Origin of the sequence: Sulfitobacter sp. 1A13421 (assembly GCF_043557285.1) — a bacterium.
Lineage (GTDB): Bacteria > Pseudomonadota > Alphaproteobacteria > Rhodobacterales > Rhodobacteraceae > Sulfitobacter > Sulfitobacter faviae.
In genome coordinates, this window is sequence record NZ_JBIFFQ010000001.1 from 465,451 (window position 1) to 484,660 (window position 19,210).

A 19,210-nucleotide genomic window follows, 5' to 3' on the forward strand; every position below is an offset into this window, starting at 1 on the left:
CGAGAGAAAACGAGCGGAGCCGGTCAGCGCCAGACCGGGGGCTGGCGCTCAAGAGCTCTCAGTCGGGCACTTTATGGAAGCAACTCATATAGAACGGTGGTCAGCCGCCACTCCGTTAGCGAAAGCGCCAGCCCGAGGGCCGGTCTGGCGCTGCCCGGCGGCCTTACGGCCTTGATTCCGGGCTGTTGCGATCACCGCAGTTGTCATGCCAGCCAGCCTAGTAAAAACTCTGCGGGTCGATATCCACCGCCAGACGCAAATCCCCCTTAAGCCGCAGCCCACCGACCCAGCGGCCCAGCGCCTCCTGCAGCGCCACGCCCTTGTCCGCCTTCACCAACAACCGCACACGATGCCGCCCGCGCACCCGGGCGATTGGCGCGGGGGCGGGGCCGAAAACCTGCGCCCCTACCGCACGCAAAGGCCCGTCATGCCGCGCCAGATGGTTGCCCAGATCGAACACCGCCGCCGCATCGCTGCCGCTCAGGATGATCCCCGCCATACGCCCGTAGGGCGGCACCCCGGCTTGGCGCCGCTCTCCGGCCTCGGCGGCCCAGAAGGCCTCCTCCTCGCCCGCCAGAATGGCCCGGATCACCGGATGCTCGGGCTGATAGGTCTGCAACAGGGCCGCGCCCGGCGCCTCGGCCCGGCCCGCACGCCCCGCGACCTGCCGCATCAGTTGGAAGGTCCGCTCCGCCGCGCGCAGGTCCGACCCGGTGAGTCCGAGATCGGCGTCGATCACCCCCACCAACGTCAGCTTGGGAAAGTTATGCCCCTTAGCCACCAGCTGCGTGCCGATAATGATATCCGCCGCCCCCTCGGCGATGCCTGCGATCTCGGCCTTGAGCGCGCGGGCCGAGCCGTACATGTCAGAACTCAGCGTCGCGATCCGCGCCTCGGGCCAGAGCGCTGCCGCTTCTTCGCCCAGACGCTCCACCCCCGGCCCCACGGGCGCGAGCTTGCCTTCGACCCCGCAGGAGGGGCACGCCTCGGGCATCGGTTTACTCTCGCCGCATTGATGGCAGACGAGGCGCTTGAGAAAGCGGTGTTCGACCATCCGCGCATCGCATTGGTCGCAGCCGATCTGCTCGCCACAGGCACGGCAAAGCGTGACCGGCGCATAGCCGCGGCGGTTGATGAAGAGCATCGCCTGTTCGCCGCGCGCCAGCCGCGCGTCGACCTCGCGCTTCATCTCGCCCGAAATCCATTTATCCCCCGGCAGCCCCGCCTGCCGCATGTCGATCGCGCCCATCTGCGGCATCACCGCCGGGCCGAAACGCGAGGTCAGTTCCAGCCGCCGGTACTTCCCGGCCTCGGCATTGGCCCATGTCTCGAGGCTCGGCGTGGCGCTTGCGAGCACCACCTGCGCGCCGCAGATCGAGGCCCGCAGCACCGCCATGTCCCGCGCATTGTAGAGCACGCCGTCCTCCTGCTTGTAGGAGGTGTCATGTTCCTCGTCCACGACGATCAGCCCGAGGTTCTGAAACGGCAGAAACAGGGCCGAGCGCGCGCCGATCACCAGCTGCGCGTTGCCCTGCCCCACCATGCGCCAGATGCGGCGGCGTTCCGTCATCGTGACGCCGGAATGCCACTCGGCGGGCTTGGCGCCGAAACGCTCTTCGACACGCTCCAAAAACTGCTCGGTCAGCGCGATCTCGGGCAGCAGCACTAATGCCTGCCGCCCCGCTTGCACCGCAGCTGCCACGGCTTCGAGATAGACCTCCGTCTTGCCCGAGCCGGTGACCCCGCGCAAAAGCGTCGTGCCGTAGGTCTCGGACTTGATCCCCTCGCGCAGCACCGCCGCCGCCTTGGCCTGATCCTCGGTCAGCGCCTTGCCCGGCAGCGAGGGATCAAGCGGGCGGAACGGCAGGTCGCGGGGGCTTTCCTCCTCGCGCACGGCGCCTTGGTCGACGAGGCCCTTCACGACCGAGGACGTCACCCCGGCCATCTCCGACAACTCCTTCAGCGTGAAAGCCAGATCGCCATATTCCTCCAGCACCGCCATGACCCTTTGCCGCGCATCGGTCATGCGCGACGGCACGCCCTCACCGGCCCGGTAGATTTTGCGCATCGAGGGCGGATCGCCCAGCCCCGGCGCACGGGTTGCCAACCGCAGCATGGCGGGCAGCGGGGTCAGCGTATAGGCTGCGGACCGTAGCAGAAACTCGCGCATCTCCTCGCGCATCGGCGGCGCGTCGAGCACCCGGATCACATGGCGCACCTTGTTGATGTCGTAATCCCCGGCCCCCGGCCCCCAGACCACACCCATCACCTTGCGCGGCCCCAGCGGCACCTCAACAAAGGCCCCTGCATGGCAACCGCCCTCGGGCGCGCGATAATCCAGCGCGCGGCCCAAAGGCTGGGTGGTCATCACCGACAACAACTCACCATGGTGGTAGAATTCAGCCATACCTGCTGCATGCTCCGTGTCGCTTGGGGGAATTGAGGCTTTAAGCATCGCAGATCATGCGGTAAAGCCAAGGCAACGAATTGACCCGATAGCGATCACATTCCAACCCGGAAGGAAAGCCCATGAAATTCTTCGTAGATACAGCCGAGATCGACGCCATCGCCGAACTCAACGACCTTGGCATGGTCGACGGCGTGACCACCAATCCCTCTCTGATCCTGAAATCGGGCCGTAACATCCTTGAAGTCACCAAAGAGATTTGTGACCTCGTCGATGGCCCCGTTTCCGCCGAAGTCGTGGCGCTGGAAGCCGACGCGATGATCGCCGAGGGCCGCAAACTGGCCGAGATCGCCGACAACATCACAATCAAATTGCCGCTGACATGGGACGGGCTGAAAGCCTGTAAGGTTCTGTCGGGCGAAGGTCACATGATCAACGTGACGCTCTGCTTCTCGGCGAACCAAGCGCTGATCGCGGCCAAGGCGGGCGCGACCTTCATCTCGCCCTTCATCGGGCGTCTCGACGACATCAACCTCGATGGCATGGACCTGATCCAAGACATCCGCATCATCTATGACAACTACGGGTTTGAGACGCAGATCCTCGCCGCCTCCATCCGCAGCGTGAACCACATTCTGGACGCCGCACGCATCGGTGCCGACGTGATGACCGCGCCGCCCGAGGTGATCAAGAAACTGGCCGCGCATCCGCTGACCGACAAGGGGCTGGAGCAGTTCATGGCCGATTGGAAAAAGACCGGTCAGAACATCCTCTGATCCAGCCTTAACGCGCGAACATCAAACCCCTTCCGCCCGTGGCGGAGGGGGTTTTTCTTTGCCTTAGGCCGCACTGCCTTCGACAGTCAGGTGATCGCCCGACCACAGGCCCGGACGCACCTCGGCCTCGGCCGCGCCTGCGCGGATGCGGCGGCATTGCCCCACGGGGATCGCCGGGGCTTGCAAGACCAGATCCATGCCCTGCGCCGCCGTCTGGGGCGGCAGGGCCGCATGCATCCCGTCCAATGCCACCGACACATCGCAGGGCAGATAGACGCTCGCCCCGCCCACGCCGGTATCCTCTTGCCAGGGGGTCAGCGGCGCGCCGACGGCGCCGACACAGCAGACGGCGGTTTGCAATTCGATCGCCCGCGCCCGCGCACAGCTGAACACACGGTTATAGCCGGTGATCATGTCGGTCTTGGCCGGAATGATCACCAGATCAAGGTTCAATTCCCCCAGCTTCGACCAAAGCGCGGTATATTCCGCATCGAGACAGATCGCGATGACACAGCGCAAACCGTTCCACTCGAACAGGTTGATCCCCGTGCCCGCGATGGTCACGCCGCTGGCGCCATTCGCCTCAAGCGGGGTCAGGCTCAGCTTGTTCTGCACTTGCAGCCCGCCATCGGGGGTCAGGAACCACGCTTGATTGAGGTAACCTTCGGGCGCATCGACCGAAGGGAAGGCCACGGGAAAGGTGCCGGGCAGCAGGGCCACGCCGGTTTGCTCAACCATGCGCCGCATCGGGTCGAGCGCCAGCGTGGCGGTCTGCGCGAGCCAGCCAAGCTGCTCTTCCGCAGGCAAGTCGGCGGGGGCGAAACTCAGCCACTGCGCGCAGCAGAACTCGGGCATCACCAAAAGCTGCGCCTCACGCGCGGCGGCCTGTTGCAGGCGCGCCTCGACACTGGCGAGCCAGCTTTGCAGCGAGTCCGGCGCGACCTGAAGGTTGGCGGCCCAAAGATCGACAGAGACATGTTCCATGTAAGATTTCCTCTCCCGGCAAAGACCTGTTCCACCGCATCCGGGGATATGCGGCAGGCTTCGATCAGCTACGCGTGGCCCTACGGCTGAAATCCGCGCGTCGACCGGGGCCAACACGTCTGCGCCGCTTTTGTTCCGCCGGGCTTCGTTCTACATCCCGGCCTGACGCAAGGCGGCAACAAAGACCGCAGGCGGCAGGACCCGTGACCAATTGGGGGGCAGATCTTGACGCCCCAGCATGCTATGACACTGCAAACCAAAAAGAGACGCCCATGAGCAGCAGCCCCAAAATCGACGACGCCCTGCGGGAGGCGATCATCTCAGCGCCCGATGTCATTCTTGACGACAGCGACGTGATGCAGGCGCTGATCGCGGCGAATGAAAAGGCCATGGGCGGCAATATCGTCGATCTGCGCGGCATCGCGATGGAGCGGCTGGAAACCCGTCTCGACCGGCTGGAGGACACCCACCGCAGCGTCATCGCGGCGGCCTATGAAAACCTTGCCGGGACCAATCAGATCCACCGCGCCATCCTGCGCATGCTCGACCCGGTGGAGTTCGAGGCTTTCCTGCGCGATCTCGGCGGCGAAGTGGCCGATATCCTGCGCGTCGATGCGGTGCGGCTGGTGTTGGAATCCACCCAAAACGACAATGACCCTGCGGTGCAGCGCTTGGGCGATGTGCTGAGCGTGGCCGAACCGGGGTTTATCGACGACTACCTTAGCCAAGGGCGCGGCGGCATGGTGCGGCAGGTGACCCTGCGCGCGCTGCAAGACGGATCCGAAGCGCTCTATGGCAGCAAGGCGGGGTGGATCCGGTCCGAGGCCTGCCTCAAGCTTGATTTCGGCCCCGGTCGGCTGCCCGGCCTGTTGGTCATGGGCGCCGAAGACCCGCATATGTTCGGCCCGCAACAGGGCACCGATCTGCTCACCTTCTTTACCGGCGTGCTGGAGCGTTCCATGCGCCGCTGGCTGTCTTGAGCGAGAAGGCAAATCCGCTGCTGATCAGCCCCGCTGCGCGGGACGCGCTTCAGACGTGGTTGGAACACCAAAGCGCGCTGAAGGATGCGGCGGAGAATACGATCATCGCCTACCGGGGCGATGTGACCGAATTCCTCACCTTCATGACGCTGCATAAGGGCGACACCCAAGGTCTGGGAGCGCTGGCGAAAATCACCATCAGCGATATGCGCGCATGGATGGCCCGCACCCGCAGCGGCGGGGCGGGGTCACGGTCAGTCGCGCGCAAGCTCTCGGCGGTGAAAGCCTTTTACCGCTGGCTGGCCGAGCGGGAGGGGTTCGAGCCCACTGCCGTTCTGCTCGCCCGGTCGCCGAAGTTCACCAAGAAACTGCCCCGCCCGCTGGCCGAAGACGCCGCCCGCGCGCTGATCGACTGTGTCGAGACCCAAGCCCGCGCGCCATGGGTGGCGGCGCGTGACGTGGCGGTGCTGACCCTGCTTTGGGGCTGCGGGTTGCGGATTTCCGAGGCGCTGGCGCTTAAGGGCGGCGATGCCCCCCTGCCCGCCAGCCTGCGCATCCTTGGCAAAGGCGGGAAGGAACGTGTCGTGCCTGTCTTGCCCGCCGCCCGCGCCGCGGTCGAAGACTACCTCGCCCTCTGCCCGCACCCGCGTGAGGCGCAGGCCCCGCTGTTTCGCGCCATCCGCGGCGGTGGCTTGGGCGCGCGCGCCGTGGCGCAGGTGATGGCCGATGCGCGGATGCAACTGGGCCTGCCCGCCAGCGCCACGCCCCACGCCATGCGCCACAGCTTTGCCACCCATCTACTGGACGCGGGCGGCGATCTGCGCGCCATTCAAGAGCTTCTGGGCCATGCCTCCCTCTCGACCACGCAGGCCTATACCGCCGTCGATACCGCGCGGCTGATGGAGGTCTATAACAACGCCCATCCCAAGGGGGGCCGCTGAGCCCCTTGCACCCCGCGCGTCAATCGCCATATTGGGGCCAAGCGAGGACGACCTCCCCCATTTGGGCAGCCACTCGGGACGACCCGACCAATACCGGGACCACCCCATGCGCAGCACCGCAGACCGCATCCGCCACGCCCTTAGTTTTGAGATCATCGCCCTGCTGATCGTCACCCCCGCCAGTGCTTGGCTCTTTGACAAGCCCATCGGCCATATCGGCGTCGTCGCCGTGGTCAGCGCCAGCATCGCGACGGGGTGGAACTATGTCTACAACCTCGGCTTCGACCACGCCCTGCGTCGGTTGCGCGGCACGGTGAAAAAGACGGTGCCGATCCGCGCGCTTCATGCCGTGAGTTTCGAAATCGGGCTGCTCTTCGTGCTCTTGCCCTTCATCGCGTGGTATCTTGAGATTTCCCTGCGCGAAGCCTTCTTGATCGACGTGTCCTTGGCGGTGTTTTACCTGATCTACGCCTTCGTCTTTAACTGGATCTACGACGTGCTCTTCCCCGTCTCGGAACCCGCAAACGCGTCTTAATCTGCCCTGAGGCGGCGGACGAATTCCGCCGCCGCTTCCGCAGGATCACGCGCCCCATCGGCCACGGCATCGCTGAGCCGCGTCAGATCGTCCTTGGCCTGCGGGGTCTCAAGCTGGGCCAGAAGCCGCTGCTTCACGTCCTGCTCGAACCAATAACGCGCCTGTGCGGCGCGGGTGCGGTCCCAGAACCCGTTTTCCCGGCGCCAGTCGGTCAGTTCCTGCAAAGCGACCCAAGTCTCCTCCAGCCCGTTTTCCTCCAACGCGGAGACGGCGGTGGCACGCGGAAAACCCTCGGGGTCCTGCGGGCGCTTGCGCAGAAGGCGCAGGGCACCGGCATAGTCGGCGCGGGTGCGCGCGGCGGTGGATTTCAGATCGCCGTCGGCCTTGTTGATGACGATGAGGTCGGCAATCTCCATGATGCCGCGTTTGACGCCCTGCAACTCGTCCCCGCCCGCCGGCGCCAGAAGCAGCACGAAGGCGTCCGACATCTCGGCCACCACGGTTTCCGACTGGCCGACGCCCACGGTCTCGATCAGCACCACGTCGAAGCCCGCCGCCTCGCAGAGCCGCACCGCCTCGCGCGAGCGGCGCGCGACGCCGCCGAGATGCGTTTGGCTGGGTGAGGGCCGGATGAAGGCATTGGGATCACGGCTCAGCCGGTCCATCCGCGTCTTGTCACCGAGGATCGAGCCGCCGGTGCGCGCCGAACTGGGGTCCACCGCAAGCACCGCCACGCGTTTGCCCTGCCCCGTCAGCATCATGCCGAAGCTTTCGATGAAGGTGGATTTGCCCACACCGGGCGTGCCCGAAAGGCCAATGCGCAGCGCCTGCCGGTCGGTGGGCAGCTTCGCCAACAGCTCCGCCGCCGCCGCGCGGTGATCGGCGCGGCCTGATTCCACCAAGGTGATCGCCCGCGCCAATGCGCGGCGCTCTCCTGCTATGATGCCTTCGGCCAGATCGTCGATATCCATGGGGCAACTTTTGCGGGGGCAGCGTGGAATTGTCCATCCCCACCCTTGGCGCGGCGACGGCTTTGCCCGATAACCGCGCCATGTCCAACGCTGATTTCGCCCTGCCCATCGACGCCGTTTTGCCGGATGTAGTCGCCGCCCTGCGCGACACGGGCCGCGTCGTGCTGCAAGCGCCCCCCGGCGCGGGCAAGACGACGCGGGTGCCGCTGGCGATGCTGGAGGCCGGGCTGACCCCAGGCCGCATCCTGATGCTAGAGCCGCGCCGCCTTGCCGCCCGCGCCGCTGCCGCGCGCATGGCAGAAAGCCTTGGCGAGGAGACCGGGCAGACCGTCGGTTTTCGCGTGCGCGGCGCCTCGGCAGTGTCCAAGGCCACGCGCATCGAAGTCGTCACCGAGGGCATCCTGACCCGCATGTTGCAGGACAACCCCGACCTGCCGGGCGTCGGCGCGGTGATCTTCGACGAATTTCACGAGCGCTCGCTCAACGCCGATCTCGGCCTCGCACTGGCGCTCGAAGTCGCGGGCGCGCTGCGCGACGACCTGATGCTGGTGGCCATGTCCGCCACGCTCGACGCCGCCCCGGTGGCCGCGCTGATGGAGGCGCCGATCGTGACCTCCGAGGGGCGCAGTTTCGAGGTTGAACCGCGCTGGCTCGACAAGCCCATGGGCAAACAACGGCTAGAGAACGCCGTGGCTGACCTCACGCTGAAGGCGCTGTCGGAATCGCCCGGCTCCGCGCTGGTCTTCCTGCCCGGCGAGGGGGAGATTCGCCGGGTCGAGGCGCTTTTGCGCCCCGCCCTGCCAGCAGATTGCACTCTCGCCCCGCTTTTTGGCGCGCTTGATTTCAAGGCGCAGCAGACCGCCATCGCGCCCGCGCCCTCGGGCCGCAAGGTGGTGCTGGCGACCTCCATCGCCGAGACCTCCCTGACCATCGAAGGCATCCGCATCGTCGTCGACGCGGGCCGCGCGCGGCGCGCGCTCTTCGATCCGGCCTCGGGCATGTCCCGGCTGGTGACCGAGCGGGTGACCCGCGCCGAGGCGACGCAGCGCGCGGGCCGGGCCGGACGCCTCAACACCGGGGTGGCCTACAAGCTCTGGACCCGGGGCGAGGAAGGCGCGCTGGCGGCCTTCCCCCCGGCCGAGATCGAGGCCGGCGACCTCACCGGTTTCGCGCTGGAACTGGCGCTCTGGGGCGCGCAGGCGAGCGAGTTGAGCTTCGTCACCCCGCCCCACGCGGGCCGTCTGGCCGAGGCGCAATCGGTGCTCCAGATGCTGGGCGCGCTCGACGGCAGCGGGCGCATCACCGAACATGGCCGCGCCTTGGCGAAACTCCCCCTTCACCCTCGACTGGCGCATATGGTGGCGCGCGGCGGCCCTCGCGCGCCGATGCTGGCGGCCCTTCTGGCCGAACGGGACCCCATGCGCGGCGCACCCGTCGACCTTGCGCTGCGGATGGACGCGCTGGCCGGAAAACGCACCGCCACGCCGCCCCATGCGCCCACGCTAGCGCGCATCAAGGCCGAGGCGAAACGTCTGGCACGCGGCGCGAAAGGCGACGGGCCGGACTCCTTGGGCGTGCTAGCGGCCCTCGCCTACCCCGACCGCGTCGGGCTGCGCCGCAAGGGCGAGGCACCACGCTATGTACTCTCGGGCGGCAAGGGCGCCGTGCTGCCAGAGGCCGACCCGATGGCGGGCGCGCGGTTCTTGGTGGCCACCGACCTTGACGGCGACCCGCGCGAGGCGCGTATCCGGCAGGCGGCGCTGATCTCGGACGCCGAGTTGCGCGCTACCTTCGCCGATCAAATCCGCTGGCAGGATGTCTGCCTATGGTCGCGCCGTGAGGGGCGTGTGCTGACCCGCAAGCAGGAGGTCTTCGGTGCGCTGGTTCTGGAGGACCGCACATGGCCCGATGCGCCCGCCGATGCTGTGGCGGTCGCGATGCTGGACGGTGTGCGGCAATTGGGGCTGAACCCCGGCAAGTCGGCGGCGCTGTTTCTGGCCCGCGCCCGGCTGATGCCCGCGCCCTTCCCCGATTTCACCGAAGCGCATCTGATGGAGACGCTGGAAGACTGGCTGCTGCCGCATCTGACGGGCGTGCGAAGCAGCGCCGATTGGAAAGGGTTCGACATCACCCCGGCGCTCAAAGCCCGGCTGAGTTGGGAACAGCAACAAGAGTTGGACCGCTCGGCCCCTGCCCATTTTGAAACCCCGCTCGGGCGGCGCGTGGCCATCGACTACAACGGTGAGACCCCCGGCATCGCGCTGCGTTTGCAAGAGATGTTCGGCGTAACACGGCACCCGACGGTGGGCGGTCAGCCATTGCAGGTCACCCTGCTGTCGCCCGCGCAGCGCCCGGTGCAGGTCACGATGGATATCCCCGGCTTTTGGGCAAGCTCCTATGCCGATGTGCGAAAGGACATGCGCGGGCGGTATCCGCGTCACCCGTGGCCCGACGACCCCACGGTGGCGGACCCGACCCTGCGCGCCAAACCGCGCGGCACCTGACAGGGCAACACGCGCCGAAAGCGGCGCGCGATCCGTTCGGGTGAGACCTATCTGTTAAGCCGCGACGAACTTCAGCGAGACGCCGTTGATGCAATGCCGCTTGCCCGTGGGCTCTGGCCCGTCATCAAAGATATGGCCCAGATGGCTGCCACAACGGTCGCAATGCACCTCGGTCCGGCGCATGAAGAAACTGTTGTCGGCCATGGTCTCAACCGCATTGTCGAGCGGCTGATAGAAGCTCGGCCAGCCGGTGCCGCTTTTGAACTTGGTCGCCGCATCGTAAAGCGGCTGATCACAGCCCTTGCAGATGAAGGTGCCGGGGCGTTTCTCGTCGTTCAGCGGGCTGGTATAGGCCCGCTCCGTATCGCCTTCGCGCATGACCGCATATTCCAAATCGCTCAACATCGCGCGCCATTCGGCCTCAGTGCGGGTAATCTCGAAATCGCCCTCGACATAAGCGGCCAAAGCGCCGCGCGCGCCGAACCCGATGGCGGTGGCGCCCAGAAAGGTCGATGTCAGAAAATGACGTCTGTTCATGGTGTTACTCCTCGCGTTCGGGTGGGATAGCGCCGGGCCAGCATGGGGGTACTGGCCCGGCAACAGGCCTAAGGGTTGCCTCTTATTTGGGAACCAACACGCTGTTTACAACGTGAATCACCCCGTTGGACTGGTTCACATCTGCGATAGTCACGCGCGAGGCATTGCCGCTTTCGTCGATGATATAGACGTTGCGGCCCTTCACCTGCGCCGAAAGCGCATCGCCGGACACGGCGTTGAAGTGGTAGAACCCATCGCTGGAGGCGCGTGCCTTGGCGGCGATGTCGGCGGCGGACCATTTACCGGCCACCACATGGGCGGTCAGCACTTTGGTCAGCATGTCCTTGTTCTCGGGCTTGAGCAGGGTCTCGACAGTGCCCGCAGGCAGCGCGTCAAAGGCGGAGTTGACCGGGGCGAAAACGGTGAACGGCCCTTCGGAGGCCAGCGTATCGACCAGACCGGCAGCCTTGACGGCGGCGACCAGCGTGGTGTGATCGGCGGAGTTCACGGCGTTTTCGACGATGTTCTTATTCTCGAACATGGGCGCGCCGCCCACTTCGGGATTGGCGGCGATGGCACCGGTGGCCAGCAGAGCGGCAGTGGCGGTGGCGGCGGCGAATGTCTTGAGCGTCTTCATTGGATTTCCTCCCTCGAATGCCCCCCGTTGTGGGCGGCGATACTGGACCCACGGGGCAGACGTGAGAGGAGTTTCAGAATGGTTCAGAAAATTCGCAACAAAATCATAACGCGTTGTAAGGGATGTGAAAAATGAAACGCCCTGCTCGGTCAAAGCAGGGCGTTTCGGGGGTTTAGAGTTCCGCTACAGCACCAGCGGCCATGACCTCCCCAGTGGGGACACCGCCGGGTGCGCCGCCGGGCGGCTCATCGGTGATGGCCAGCGTGATCTGCGCCGCCTCGGGCGCCAGATCGGCGGGCAAGGTCACGCGGTTAACCTCCCCCTCAGGCAGCACGCCCAGAGAGATCGGCGCACGATCCGGCAGGATTGCCCAAAGCTCCAGCACGCGGCCCGCGGGCGCGTCGCCCGAGACGCGGCGCAGCGCGATATCGCCGCGCGACATGTCCATGACGGCCAGCAATTCCAGCGCGCTGTCCTCGGCGGCCATGCGGGTGGCATAGACCTCGGCCGGGGGCTGCATCGGCGGCTCGCGCAGCATCGGCAGGGCAAGGAAGGCCACGGTGGCCAAAGCCGCCACCGAAATCCCCTGCCACAGCCAGAGCCGCTGCAACAGCGGCACCTGCCGCGCGAGGAACAGCCGAGACATCAACGCGCGGCGCAGCTTTGCAGGCGGGGCGACAGGGGCGATATCGTCGGTCATCGCCACGAAACGCTCCTGCCAATCGGCCACCCTGCGGGCAAATTCACGGTCTTGCATCAGGCGGGCGCGTGCCGCGGCACGGTCTTCGCCTTCCAAAAGGCCCAAGGCCATTTCGGCGGCCAGCAGGTCGTCGTCTTCGGGCGGGGTGATGGGGGTGTCGCTCATACGCTCATACACTCCCGCAGGGCCATCAAACCACGGCGCAGCCATGTGCGCATGGTGTTGAGCGGCACGTTGAAACGCTGCGCAAGCTCGGCATAGCTATCGCCATCAAGGTACGCCCCGCGCACCGCAGCACCGCGATCCGCTTCGAGATCATCCAGACAGTTGGTCAGGCGCTTGGCCTCTGACGCGGCAACGGCGGATTGTTCGGGGCTCGGCCCCGGCGCGGCAAGCTCCAACCCCGGTGTGTCGATATCCTGATGCCCCTTGCGGGTGGCGCGCAAACGGTCGATCGCGGTGTTGCGCGCAATGGTGATCAGCCACGTCATCGGCGACAGGCCATTGGCCTGATAGCGGTCGGAATTATTCCAGATTTTGACGAAACTGTCCTGCATGGCATCCTCTGCTGCGGCGCGTGTATCCAACACACGCAGGCAGACCCCGAATAGTTTCGCCGACACCCGATCATAAAGCGCCTCAAAGGCGGCACGGTCCCCCAATGCGACCTTTGCAATCAGACGTTCAATCTCTTCACGGTCGCTGTCCAAGGGCCACTCCTTTGGGCGGTCATCTGTGTTGCGGCATTGCGCTCATGGTGCGACAGCCGCAGTAAAAGTCAACCCTGCCTCATTCATGGGCACAGGCGCAACCCATCGCCGCTAAACGAAAATTCGCGCCACCGTTCACAAAGATTGCAGGCTCTGGATGCTTAGGCTACCCACGATTCAGAGGGGAATGCGCAAAGGGAGACTGTGCATGCAAAACGCGCTTGAGACGTCCTATGACGTGGTGATCGTGGGCGGGGCCATCTATGGCTCGGCTTTGGCTTGGTGGCTGACCAACACGCCGGGGTTCGACGGCGAGGTGCTGGTGGTCGAGCGTGATCCGACCTATGAATTCGCCTCGACCAGCCATACGAATTCCTGCATCCGCCAGCAGTTCAGCGCCCCCGTGAACATCCAGATTTCGCAATTCGGGGCCGAGTTCATCAAAAACTTCCGCCACTTCATGCATGACGATCCCGAGGTGCCTGAACTGGCGCTGCAAAGCTTTGGCTACCTCTATCTTGCCGACACGCCCGAGTTTGCCCAGACCCTGCGCGAGGCGCAGGGCATCCAGACCTCCATGGGCGCGCATACCCAGCATATGACCAAGGATGAGATCGCCGCGCGCTATCCCTTCTACATGCTCGACGATGTGATCGCCGCCAATCACAATACGGTGAATGAGGGCTATTTCGACGGCGGCACGATGTTCGACTGGTTCAAACGCATGGCCACTCGCCGCGGCGTGACCTTTGTGCATGACGAGGTGACAGGCATGGTGCTGAACCCTGCGGGCAGCGCGGTGGATGCGGTGACGCTGAAGTCCGGCGCGACGGTCTCCTGCGGGACGGTGGTCAATGCCTCCGGCCCCCGCGCGGCGGCGACGGCGCAGATGGCCGGGATCACCCTGCCCGTGGTGCCGCGCAAACGCTACACCTTCATCTTCGACGCCGCCGAGCCGCTTGAGATGGACCTGCCGCTGACCATCGACCCCAGCGGCGTGCATATGCGCCAAGAAGGCAAATATTACATGGCCGGCTGCCCGCCAGAGGATGACTATGACGCGGCCTATGATGATTTCACCTTCGACCATTCGATCTGGGAAGAGAAGGTCTGGCCCACCATCGCCACCCGCGTTCCGGCCTTTGAGCGGGTCAAGGTGATCAATGAATGGGTCGGCCATTACGCCTATAACACTGTCGACCAGAACGCGATTTTGGGGCGGCACGACAAGGTCGCGAACTTCGTCTTCATGAACGGCTTTTCCGGCCACGGCTTGCAACAGGCCCCCGCCATCGGGCGCGGCACGGCAGAGTTGATCACCCATGGCGGCTACCGCACGCTCGACCTCACGCCGCTCGACTACGCGCGGATCGTGCGCTCCGAGAAATTCGTCGAAAGGGCCGTGATATGAAACTGCGCGAGAACAGCTTCCTCAAGGCCATCCGCGCCGGGCAAAAGCAGCTTGGCCTCTGGGTCTCCCTCTCCAACGGCTATGCGGCCGAGGTGGTGGCCCATGCGGGCTATGACTGGGTGATGCTGGATATGGAGCATGCGCCCAGCGACATGGCCTCGGTGCTGGGGCAGTTGCAGGCGTTCTCGGGCAGTGAGACCACGGCGATGGTGCGGCCCGACTGGAACGATGCGGTCAAGGTCAAACGGCTGATGGACCTCGGCGCACCGGGGCTGCTGTTTCCCATGGTGCAGACACCCGATGAAGCCCGCGTCGCCGTGGCCGCCTGCCGTTATCCGCCCCGCGGCATTCGGGGCGTGGCCGGGCTGAACCGCGCCAACCAATTTGGCCGGGTCGCGGATTACAATACCGAGGTCGAGAACCAGACCGCCATCCTGATCCAGCTTGAAACCCGCGCCGCCGTCGAAAACGCCGCCGCCTTTGCCGAGGTTGAGGGGATCGACGGCATCTTCTTTGGCCCTGCCGATATCGCCGCCGACATGGGCCATCTGGGCCAGACCCTGCACCCCGAGGTCTGGGAGGTCATCCGCCCCGCTGCCAAACTCTTGATGGACAAGGGCATTCCCGTCGGCACGCTGGTCACCGACCCCGAGTTCGCCGCCCAACTGCTGAACGAAGGCTTCACCTTTGTCGCCTGCGGCACGGATGTGGGCCTTTTGGCCCAAGGCGCCGATGCCCTGCGTGCGAAGGTGCGCGATAAGATTTCTGAGACGTGAAAGGAAGATGTTATGAAATTTAAGAAACTGGTCCTGACAGGCGCCGCCGGTCGGCTTGGCTCCTACCTGCGCGAGCCGCTGGCCGCGATGTGCGAAGAACTGGTCAGCTCCGACATCGCCGAGGACATCGGCAAGCTTTACGACGGTGAGCGTTATCAAAAGGCCGATCTGGCGAGCTACGACCAAGTCGCGGCCCTGATGGAGGGCGCTGACATGGTGGTGCATTTCGGGGCCATCGTGGATGAAAAACCCTTCATGGAACTGCTCGGCCCGAACTTCGTCGGCTCTTACAACGTCTGGGAATCGGCCTATCAGGCCGGGGTGCGCCGCGTGGTCTATGCCTCTTCGATCCATGCGGTGGGGATGCACAAGAAGGCCGATTTCATCGGTATCGACGCGGCCCACAAGCCCGATACTTTCTACGGCCTCGCCAAATGCTTCACCGAAGACCTCGGCTCCATGTATTGGGATAAGCGCCAGCTTGAATCCGTGCATCTGCGCATCCTGAGCGCGGCACAGGTCAACAACTCCCGCGCGCTCGGCTCTTGGCTGTCCTATGACGACCTGATCCAATTGGTGACCCGCGCTGTCGATACGCCTTCGGTCGGCTTCTCGGTGATCTACGGCGTGTCGAACAACGACCGCGCCCCAGTGGACAACTCGAAAGCCTCCTTCCTCGGCTACCGCCCGAAGGACAACGCCGAGCAATTCGCCGAAAAAGTGCTGGCCGAAGAAGGCCCCGTCGACATCACCGACCCCGGCCAGATGTGCCACGGCGGCCCCTTCGCCAAGGTCGATCTGGGCGAAAGCGGCATCGCGCAGATGACCATCGTCGACGACAAGAAAGAGACCTAAACGGCCAAATGAAAGGGACCGTCATGAAACTGCAAGACCTCGATATCATCGTGACGGCCCCGCCCGCCCCCGGCTGGGGCGGGCGCTATTGGATATTGGTCAAACTGACCACCGACACCGGCATAACCGGCTGGGGCGAATGCTATGCCGCCAGCGTCGGGCCCGACGCGATGCGCGCGGTGATCGAAGATGTCTTTGCCCGCCATATGCAGGGCGAAAACCCCGAGAATATCGAGTTGATGTTCCGCCGTGCCTATTCCGCGGGCTTTACCCAGCGGCCAGACCTGACCGTCATGGGTGCCTTTTCAGGGCTTGAGATCGCCTGTTGGGACATTCTGGGCAAGGACCGTGACCGCCCGGTGCATGCGCTGATCGGCGGGCGCACCAATGACCGGGTGCGCGGCTATACCTACCTCTACCCGCTGCCGCATCACAGCATGGCGGATTTCTGGACCTCGCCCGAGATGGCGGCGGAATCGGCGGCGGATTGCGTGGCGCGCGGCTATACGGCGGTGAAATTCGACCCCGCTGGCCCCTATACGCTGCGCGGCGGGCATATGCCTGCAATGTCGGACATCAGCACCTCGGCGGCGTTCTGCAAGGCCATCCGCGAGGCGGTGGGCGACCGCGCCGACCTGCTGTTTGGCACTCACGGGCAGTTCACCACCGCGGGCGCAATCCGGCTGGGCCAAGCGATCGAACCCTATAGCCCACTGTGGTACGAAGAGCCGATCCCGCCAGACGCGCCTGAGCAGATGGCCAAGGTCGCGCGCGGCGTGCGCGTCCCTGTGGCCACGGGCGAGCGGCTGACCACCAAGGCCGAATTCGCGCCTTTGTTGCGGGCGGGCGCGGCGGAGATCCTGCAACCGGCCCTTGGCCGCGTGGGCGGCATCGCGGAGGCCAAAAAGATCGCCACCATGGCCGAGGTGTACAACGCGCAAGTGGCGCCGCATCTCTATGCCGGACCGGTGGAATGGGCCGCGAATGTGCAGCTTGCCACCGCGATCCCGAACATCCTGATGTGCGAATGTATTGAGACCCCGTTCCATGACCAATTGATCAAAGGGTCGATCCGGGTGGAGGACGGCTTCATCACCGCCCCCAAAGCGCCCGGTTTGGGGATCGAAGTGGATGAGGCGCTGGCCCGCGCGCATCCTTACACAGGCGATGGCCTGCATCTGGAGATGCGCGAAGAGCCTTGCGATTATGTGAATGGGAATAATTTCCAAGGCGGCGCACCCGCGGATAGCCACTAAGGGCCATCGCCTGCGGCTTGTTCCGGGCCGGGTGGCAAAAGCTAACCCTACCTCAGCAAGTCCCGCGCCGCAGCGACAATCCCCTCGCGCGAAGGCAGCGTCGCCGCGTAGGCTGGCCCCGTGGCGATGAAACTGTCCTCCGCCGTGAGCCGCGCAAACCGCTCAATCCCACGCTCCGCCATCAGCGCCATCAGCGCCTCGGCCTGCCCGCCCGTCCGACGACACTCGTCCACGATCAACACCGGACGATCCCCGATCGCCTCGATCAAAGCCTCCTCCGGCAAAGGCGCCAACCAACGCAGGTCGATTACCCGCGCATCGACACCCGCCCCGGCGAGATCCCGCGCCGCTTGCTGGCTCAGGTAATGCCCGTTGCCGTAGCTCACGATCGCCAGATCGCTGCCCGCGCCCGTGACGCCGACCTCGTCCAGCCCGATCCGCCGGTCAGGCGCCGGATAGGTCCGCATCCAGCCGCCATCCCCGGCCTCCATCAGATCGCGCATCGGGTAAAGCGCGATGGGCTCGACAAAGACCACCACCCGCTGCTCCTCACGCGCCAAGCGGTGCGCCTCGCGCAGCATCATCGCCGCGTCGTCCCCTGCCGAGGGGCAGGCAATGACGATGCCCGGAATGTCGCGCAGCACGGCCAGCGAGTTGTCGTTGTGGAAATGCCCGCCAAAGCCCTTCTGATAGCCCAGCCCCGCGATGCGCAGCACCATCGGGTTGCTCCACTGCCCGTCCGAGAAGAAGGGCAAAGTCGCCGCCTCGCCGCGCAGCTGGTCCTCGGCGTTGTGCAGATAGGCGAGGAACTGGATCTCCGGCATCGGCACGAAACCGTTGTGCGCCATGCCGATGGCGAGGCCGAGGATGCTCTGCTCATCCAGCAGCGTGTCGATCACCCGACCGGGGCCAAAACGGTTCTGCAGCTTCTGGGTGACGCCATAGACCCCGCCCTTGCGACCTACATCCTCGCCCATCAGCATGGTCTCGGGGTGCGAAAGCATCAGGTCGTGCAGCGCCCAGTTGATCAGCCGCGACATCGGCTGGGGATTGTCCATCTGCCCCATGTCGCTGCCAAAGGTGTCGGCCCGCGCCTCCGCGCTCGGCCCGTTGCTGGGCGCGCAGTCGCGCTTGGGCGGCACGATGCTGGCCATGACATCCGATGCCGTTTTCAGGCGAGGGCGTTTCACGACCTCGTCAGCCGCCCTCGCGACCGCCTCTTGCGTATCGCGGTAGATCGCCAGCGCCTCCTCGGCAGACGCCCCAGCCTCCACCAGCAGCCGCGCGGAATGCAGCAGCGGATCGTTGGCCTCATCCGCCTCCACCTCGGCGCGGGGCAGATAGGAGGTCGCCACATCCGCCCCGGCATGGCCATAGAGCCGCACGGTGCGCAGATGCAGGAAGGCAGGCTTGCGATGCACCCGCACCCAATCCGCCGCTTCCTTCGCCGCCGCATAGGCCGCATGCAGGTCAAGCCCGTCACCCTCGAAATACTTCAACCCCGGCCGCGCCGACATGGAGGCCTTGATCCAGCCCGTGGGCGTCTTGGTCGAAATGCCGATGCCGTTGTCCTCACAGACAAACAGCAGCGGCAGCGGCACGCCCTGCACAGCGGTCCAGCAGGCGGCATTGATCGCGCCCTGCGCGGTGGAGTGATTGGCCGAGGCGTCGCCGAAGCTGCACATGGCAATGCCGTCGCGCGGCAGGATCGCATGCTCGGGCCGGTGCCGCCGCGCCATGCCGATGGAATGCGCAGCCCCTACCGCTTTCGGCAAATGGCTCGCGATGGTCGAGGTCTGCGGCGGGATCATCAGTGGGCGCGAGCCCAGCACCTTGTGCCGCCCGCCGCTGGTCGGATCCTCCGCCGAACAGGCAAAACTGAGCAGCATGTCGCGCATCATGTCCTGCCCGCCCGCCTGATCGGCGCGGGCGATTTGGAAGGCCGCATCGCGGTAATGCAGGAAAGCGATGTCATCGACGCGCAGCGCCGCCGCCACAGCTGCCATCCCCTCGTGGCCGGAGGAACCGATGGTGTAGAACCCCTGCCCCTCCTTCTGCATGACGCGGCTTTGCAGGTCGAGCGCCCGGCTCAGCACCTGTGCGCGGTAGAGCTGCTCCAACTGGTCGCGCGCCAGCGCCTTTTCGGAATGGGTGGAATCGGGAAAATCCCCCGCCGCAACGCGACGGAGGAAGTTCTCATGAACGATGGCAACGCGGTCCATGGGGCCTC

17 protein-coding genes are annotated in these 19,210 nt (G+C 65.5%); 9 read left to right on the forward strand and 8 right to left on the reverse strand.

The genetic code is table 11. The features are described from left to right. Nucleotides 1-217: 217 nt before the first annotated feature. On the reverse strand, nt 218-2,407 hold the full coding sequence (locus ACGYLI_RS02295; RefSeq protein ID WP_394416778.1) for a primosomal protein N': 2,190 nt from the start codon (nt 2,405-2,407) through the stop codon (nt 218-220). A gap of 122 nt (nt 2,408-2,529) precedes the next feature. Here ACGYLI_RS02295 and fsa point away from each other — a divergent pair, with 122 nt between their 5' ends. Then, complete coding sequence (gene fsa, locus ACGYLI_RS02300; protein ID WP_394416779.1) at nt 2,530-3,183, forward strand: fructose-6-phosphate aldolase; 654 nt, start codon at nt 2,530-2,532, stop codon at nt 3,181-3,183. Nucleotides 3,184-3,246: 63 nt separating this feature from the next. Here the strand turns inward: fsa and ACGYLI_RS02305 are convergent, their stop codons facing one another. Further along, nucleotides 3,247-4,167 carry a nitrilase-related carbon-nitrogen hydrolase gene (locus tag ACGYLI_RS02305; RefSeq protein WP_394416781.1) on the reverse strand — a complete coding sequence of 307 codons (921 nt, stop codon included), beginning with the start codon at nt 4,165-4,167 and terminating at the stop codon, nt 3,247-3,249. 272 nt (nt 4,168-4,439) lie between these two features. Between ACGYLI_RS02305 and ACGYLI_RS02310 the strand changes: the two genes are divergently transcribed. From ACGYLI_RS02310 to ACGYLI_RS02320, 3 genes are all read left to right on the forward strand, one after another. Further along, on the forward strand, nt 4,440-5,147 hold the full coding sequence (locus ACGYLI_RS02310) for a DUF484 family protein (protein WP_394416783.1): 708 nt from the start codon (nt 4,440-4,442) through the stop codon (nt 5,145-5,147). Next, nucleotides 5,144-6,088 (forward strand): tyrosine recombinase XerC, encoded by a 945-nt coding sequence (locus tag ACGYLI_RS02315; protein ID WP_394416785.1) that lies wholly within the window; start codon nt 5,144-5,146, stop codon nt 6,086-6,088. Before ACGYLI_RS02310 ends, ACGYLI_RS02315 begins: the two co-directional genes overlap by 4 nt. A 106-nt stretch (nt 6,089-6,194) precedes the next feature. Beyond that, nucleotides 6,195-6,623 (forward strand): PACE efflux transporter, encoded by a 429-nt coding sequence (locus ACGYLI_RS02320; protein ID WP_394416787.1) that lies wholly within the window; start codon nt 6,195-6,197, stop codon nt 6,621-6,623. Here ACGYLI_RS02320 and meaB read toward each other — a convergent pair. Further along, complete coding sequence (gene meaB / locus ACGYLI_RS02325) at nt 6,620-7,594, reverse strand: methylmalonyl Co-A mutase-associated GTPase MeaB (RefSeq protein ID WP_394416789.1); 975 nt, start codon at nt 7,592-7,594, stop codon at nt 6,620-6,622. The genes ACGYLI_RS02320 and meaB overlap by 4 nt on opposite strands. Before the next feature lie 80 nt (nt 7,595-7,674). On the opposite strand from meaB, the gene hrpB reads away from it, so the two are divergent. Next, nucleotides 7,675-10,098 (forward strand): ATP-dependent helicase HrpB, encoded by a 2,424-nt coding sequence (gene hrpB / locus ACGYLI_RS02330; RefSeq protein ID WP_394417135.1) that lies wholly within the window; start codon nt 7,675-7,677, stop codon nt 10,096-10,098. 54 nt (nt 10,099-10,152) lie between these two features. On the opposite strand, the gene msrB is transcribed toward hrpB, so the two are convergent. From msrB to ACGYLI_RS02350, 4 genes are all read right to left on the reverse strand, one after another. Then, nucleotides 10,153-10,635: a peptide-methionine (R)-S-oxide reductase MsrB gene (gene msrB / locus ACGYLI_RS02335; protein ID WP_394416791.1), complete on the reverse strand. Its 483-nt coding sequence runs from the start codon at nt 10,633-10,635 to the stop codon at nt 10,153-10,155. Between the two features lie 82 nt (nt 10,636-10,717). Then, complete coding sequence (locus tag ACGYLI_RS02340; protein WP_067268384.1) at nt 10,718-11,272, reverse strand: fasciclin domain-containing protein; 555 nt, start codon at nt 11,270-11,272, stop codon at nt 10,718-10,720. A gap of 172 nt (nt 11,273-11,444) precedes the next feature. Beyond that, nucleotides 11,445-12,137 carry an anti-sigma factor domain-containing protein gene (locus ACGYLI_RS02345; protein WP_394416793.1) on the reverse strand — a complete coding sequence of 231 codons (693 nt, stop codon included), beginning with the start codon at nt 12,135-12,137 and terminating at the stop codon, nt 11,445-11,447. After that, nucleotides 12,134-12,682 (reverse strand): sigma-70 family RNA polymerase sigma factor, encoded by a 549-nt coding sequence (locus ACGYLI_RS02350; RefSeq protein ID WP_394416795.1) that lies wholly within the window; start codon nt 12,680-12,682, stop codon nt 12,134-12,136. Before ACGYLI_RS02350 ends, ACGYLI_RS02345 begins: the two co-directional genes overlap by 4 nt. Nucleotides 12,683-12,890: 208 nt before the next feature. On the opposite strand from ACGYLI_RS02350, the gene ACGYLI_RS02355 reads away from it, so the two are divergent. Genes ACGYLI_RS02355 through ACGYLI_RS02370 form a run of 4 tightly spaced genes read left to right on the forward strand, consistent with a single transcriptional unit; the run spans nt 12,891 to nt 16,980 of the window. Then, nucleotides 12,891-14,093: an NAD(P)/FAD-dependent oxidoreductase gene (locus ACGYLI_RS02355; protein WP_394416797.1), complete on the forward strand. Its 1,203-nt coding sequence runs from the start codon at nt 12,891-12,893 to the stop codon at nt 14,091-14,093. Then, nucleotides 14,090-14,869, forward strand: a complete 780-nt coding sequence (locus ACGYLI_RS02360) for an HpcH/HpaI aldolase/citrate lyase family protein (RefSeq protein ID WP_394416799.1) — start codon at nt 14,090-14,092, stop codon at nt 14,867-14,869. The genes ACGYLI_RS02355 and ACGYLI_RS02360 overlap by 4 nt, the downstream gene beginning before the upstream one ends. A 12-nt stretch (nt 14,870-14,881) precedes the next feature. Beyond that, nucleotides 14,882-15,724: an NAD-dependent epimerase/dehydratase family protein gene (locus tag ACGYLI_RS02365; protein ID WP_394416801.1), complete on the forward strand. Its 843-nt coding sequence runs from the start codon at nt 14,882-14,884 to the stop codon at nt 15,722-15,724. 23 nt (nt 15,725-15,747) lie between these two features. Beyond that, the gene (locus tag ACGYLI_RS02370) at nt 15,748-16,980 is read left to right on the forward strand and encodes a mandelate racemase/muconate lactonizing enzyme family protein (protein ID WP_394411345.1); all 1,233 of its coding nucleotides are present in this window, start codon (nt 15,748-15,750) and stop codon (nt 16,978-16,980) included. A 47-nt stretch (nt 16,981-17,027) separates the two neighbouring features. On the opposite strand, the gene ACGYLI_RS02375 is transcribed toward ACGYLI_RS02370, so the two are convergent. Continuing rightward, nucleotides 17,028-19,202, reverse strand: coding sequence for a thiamine pyrophosphate-dependent enzyme (locus tag ACGYLI_RS02375; protein ID WP_394416804.1), 2,175 nt, complete (start codon nt 19,200-19,202; stop codon nt 17,028-17,030). Between the last annotated feature and the right edge of the window lie 8 nt (nt 19,203-19,210).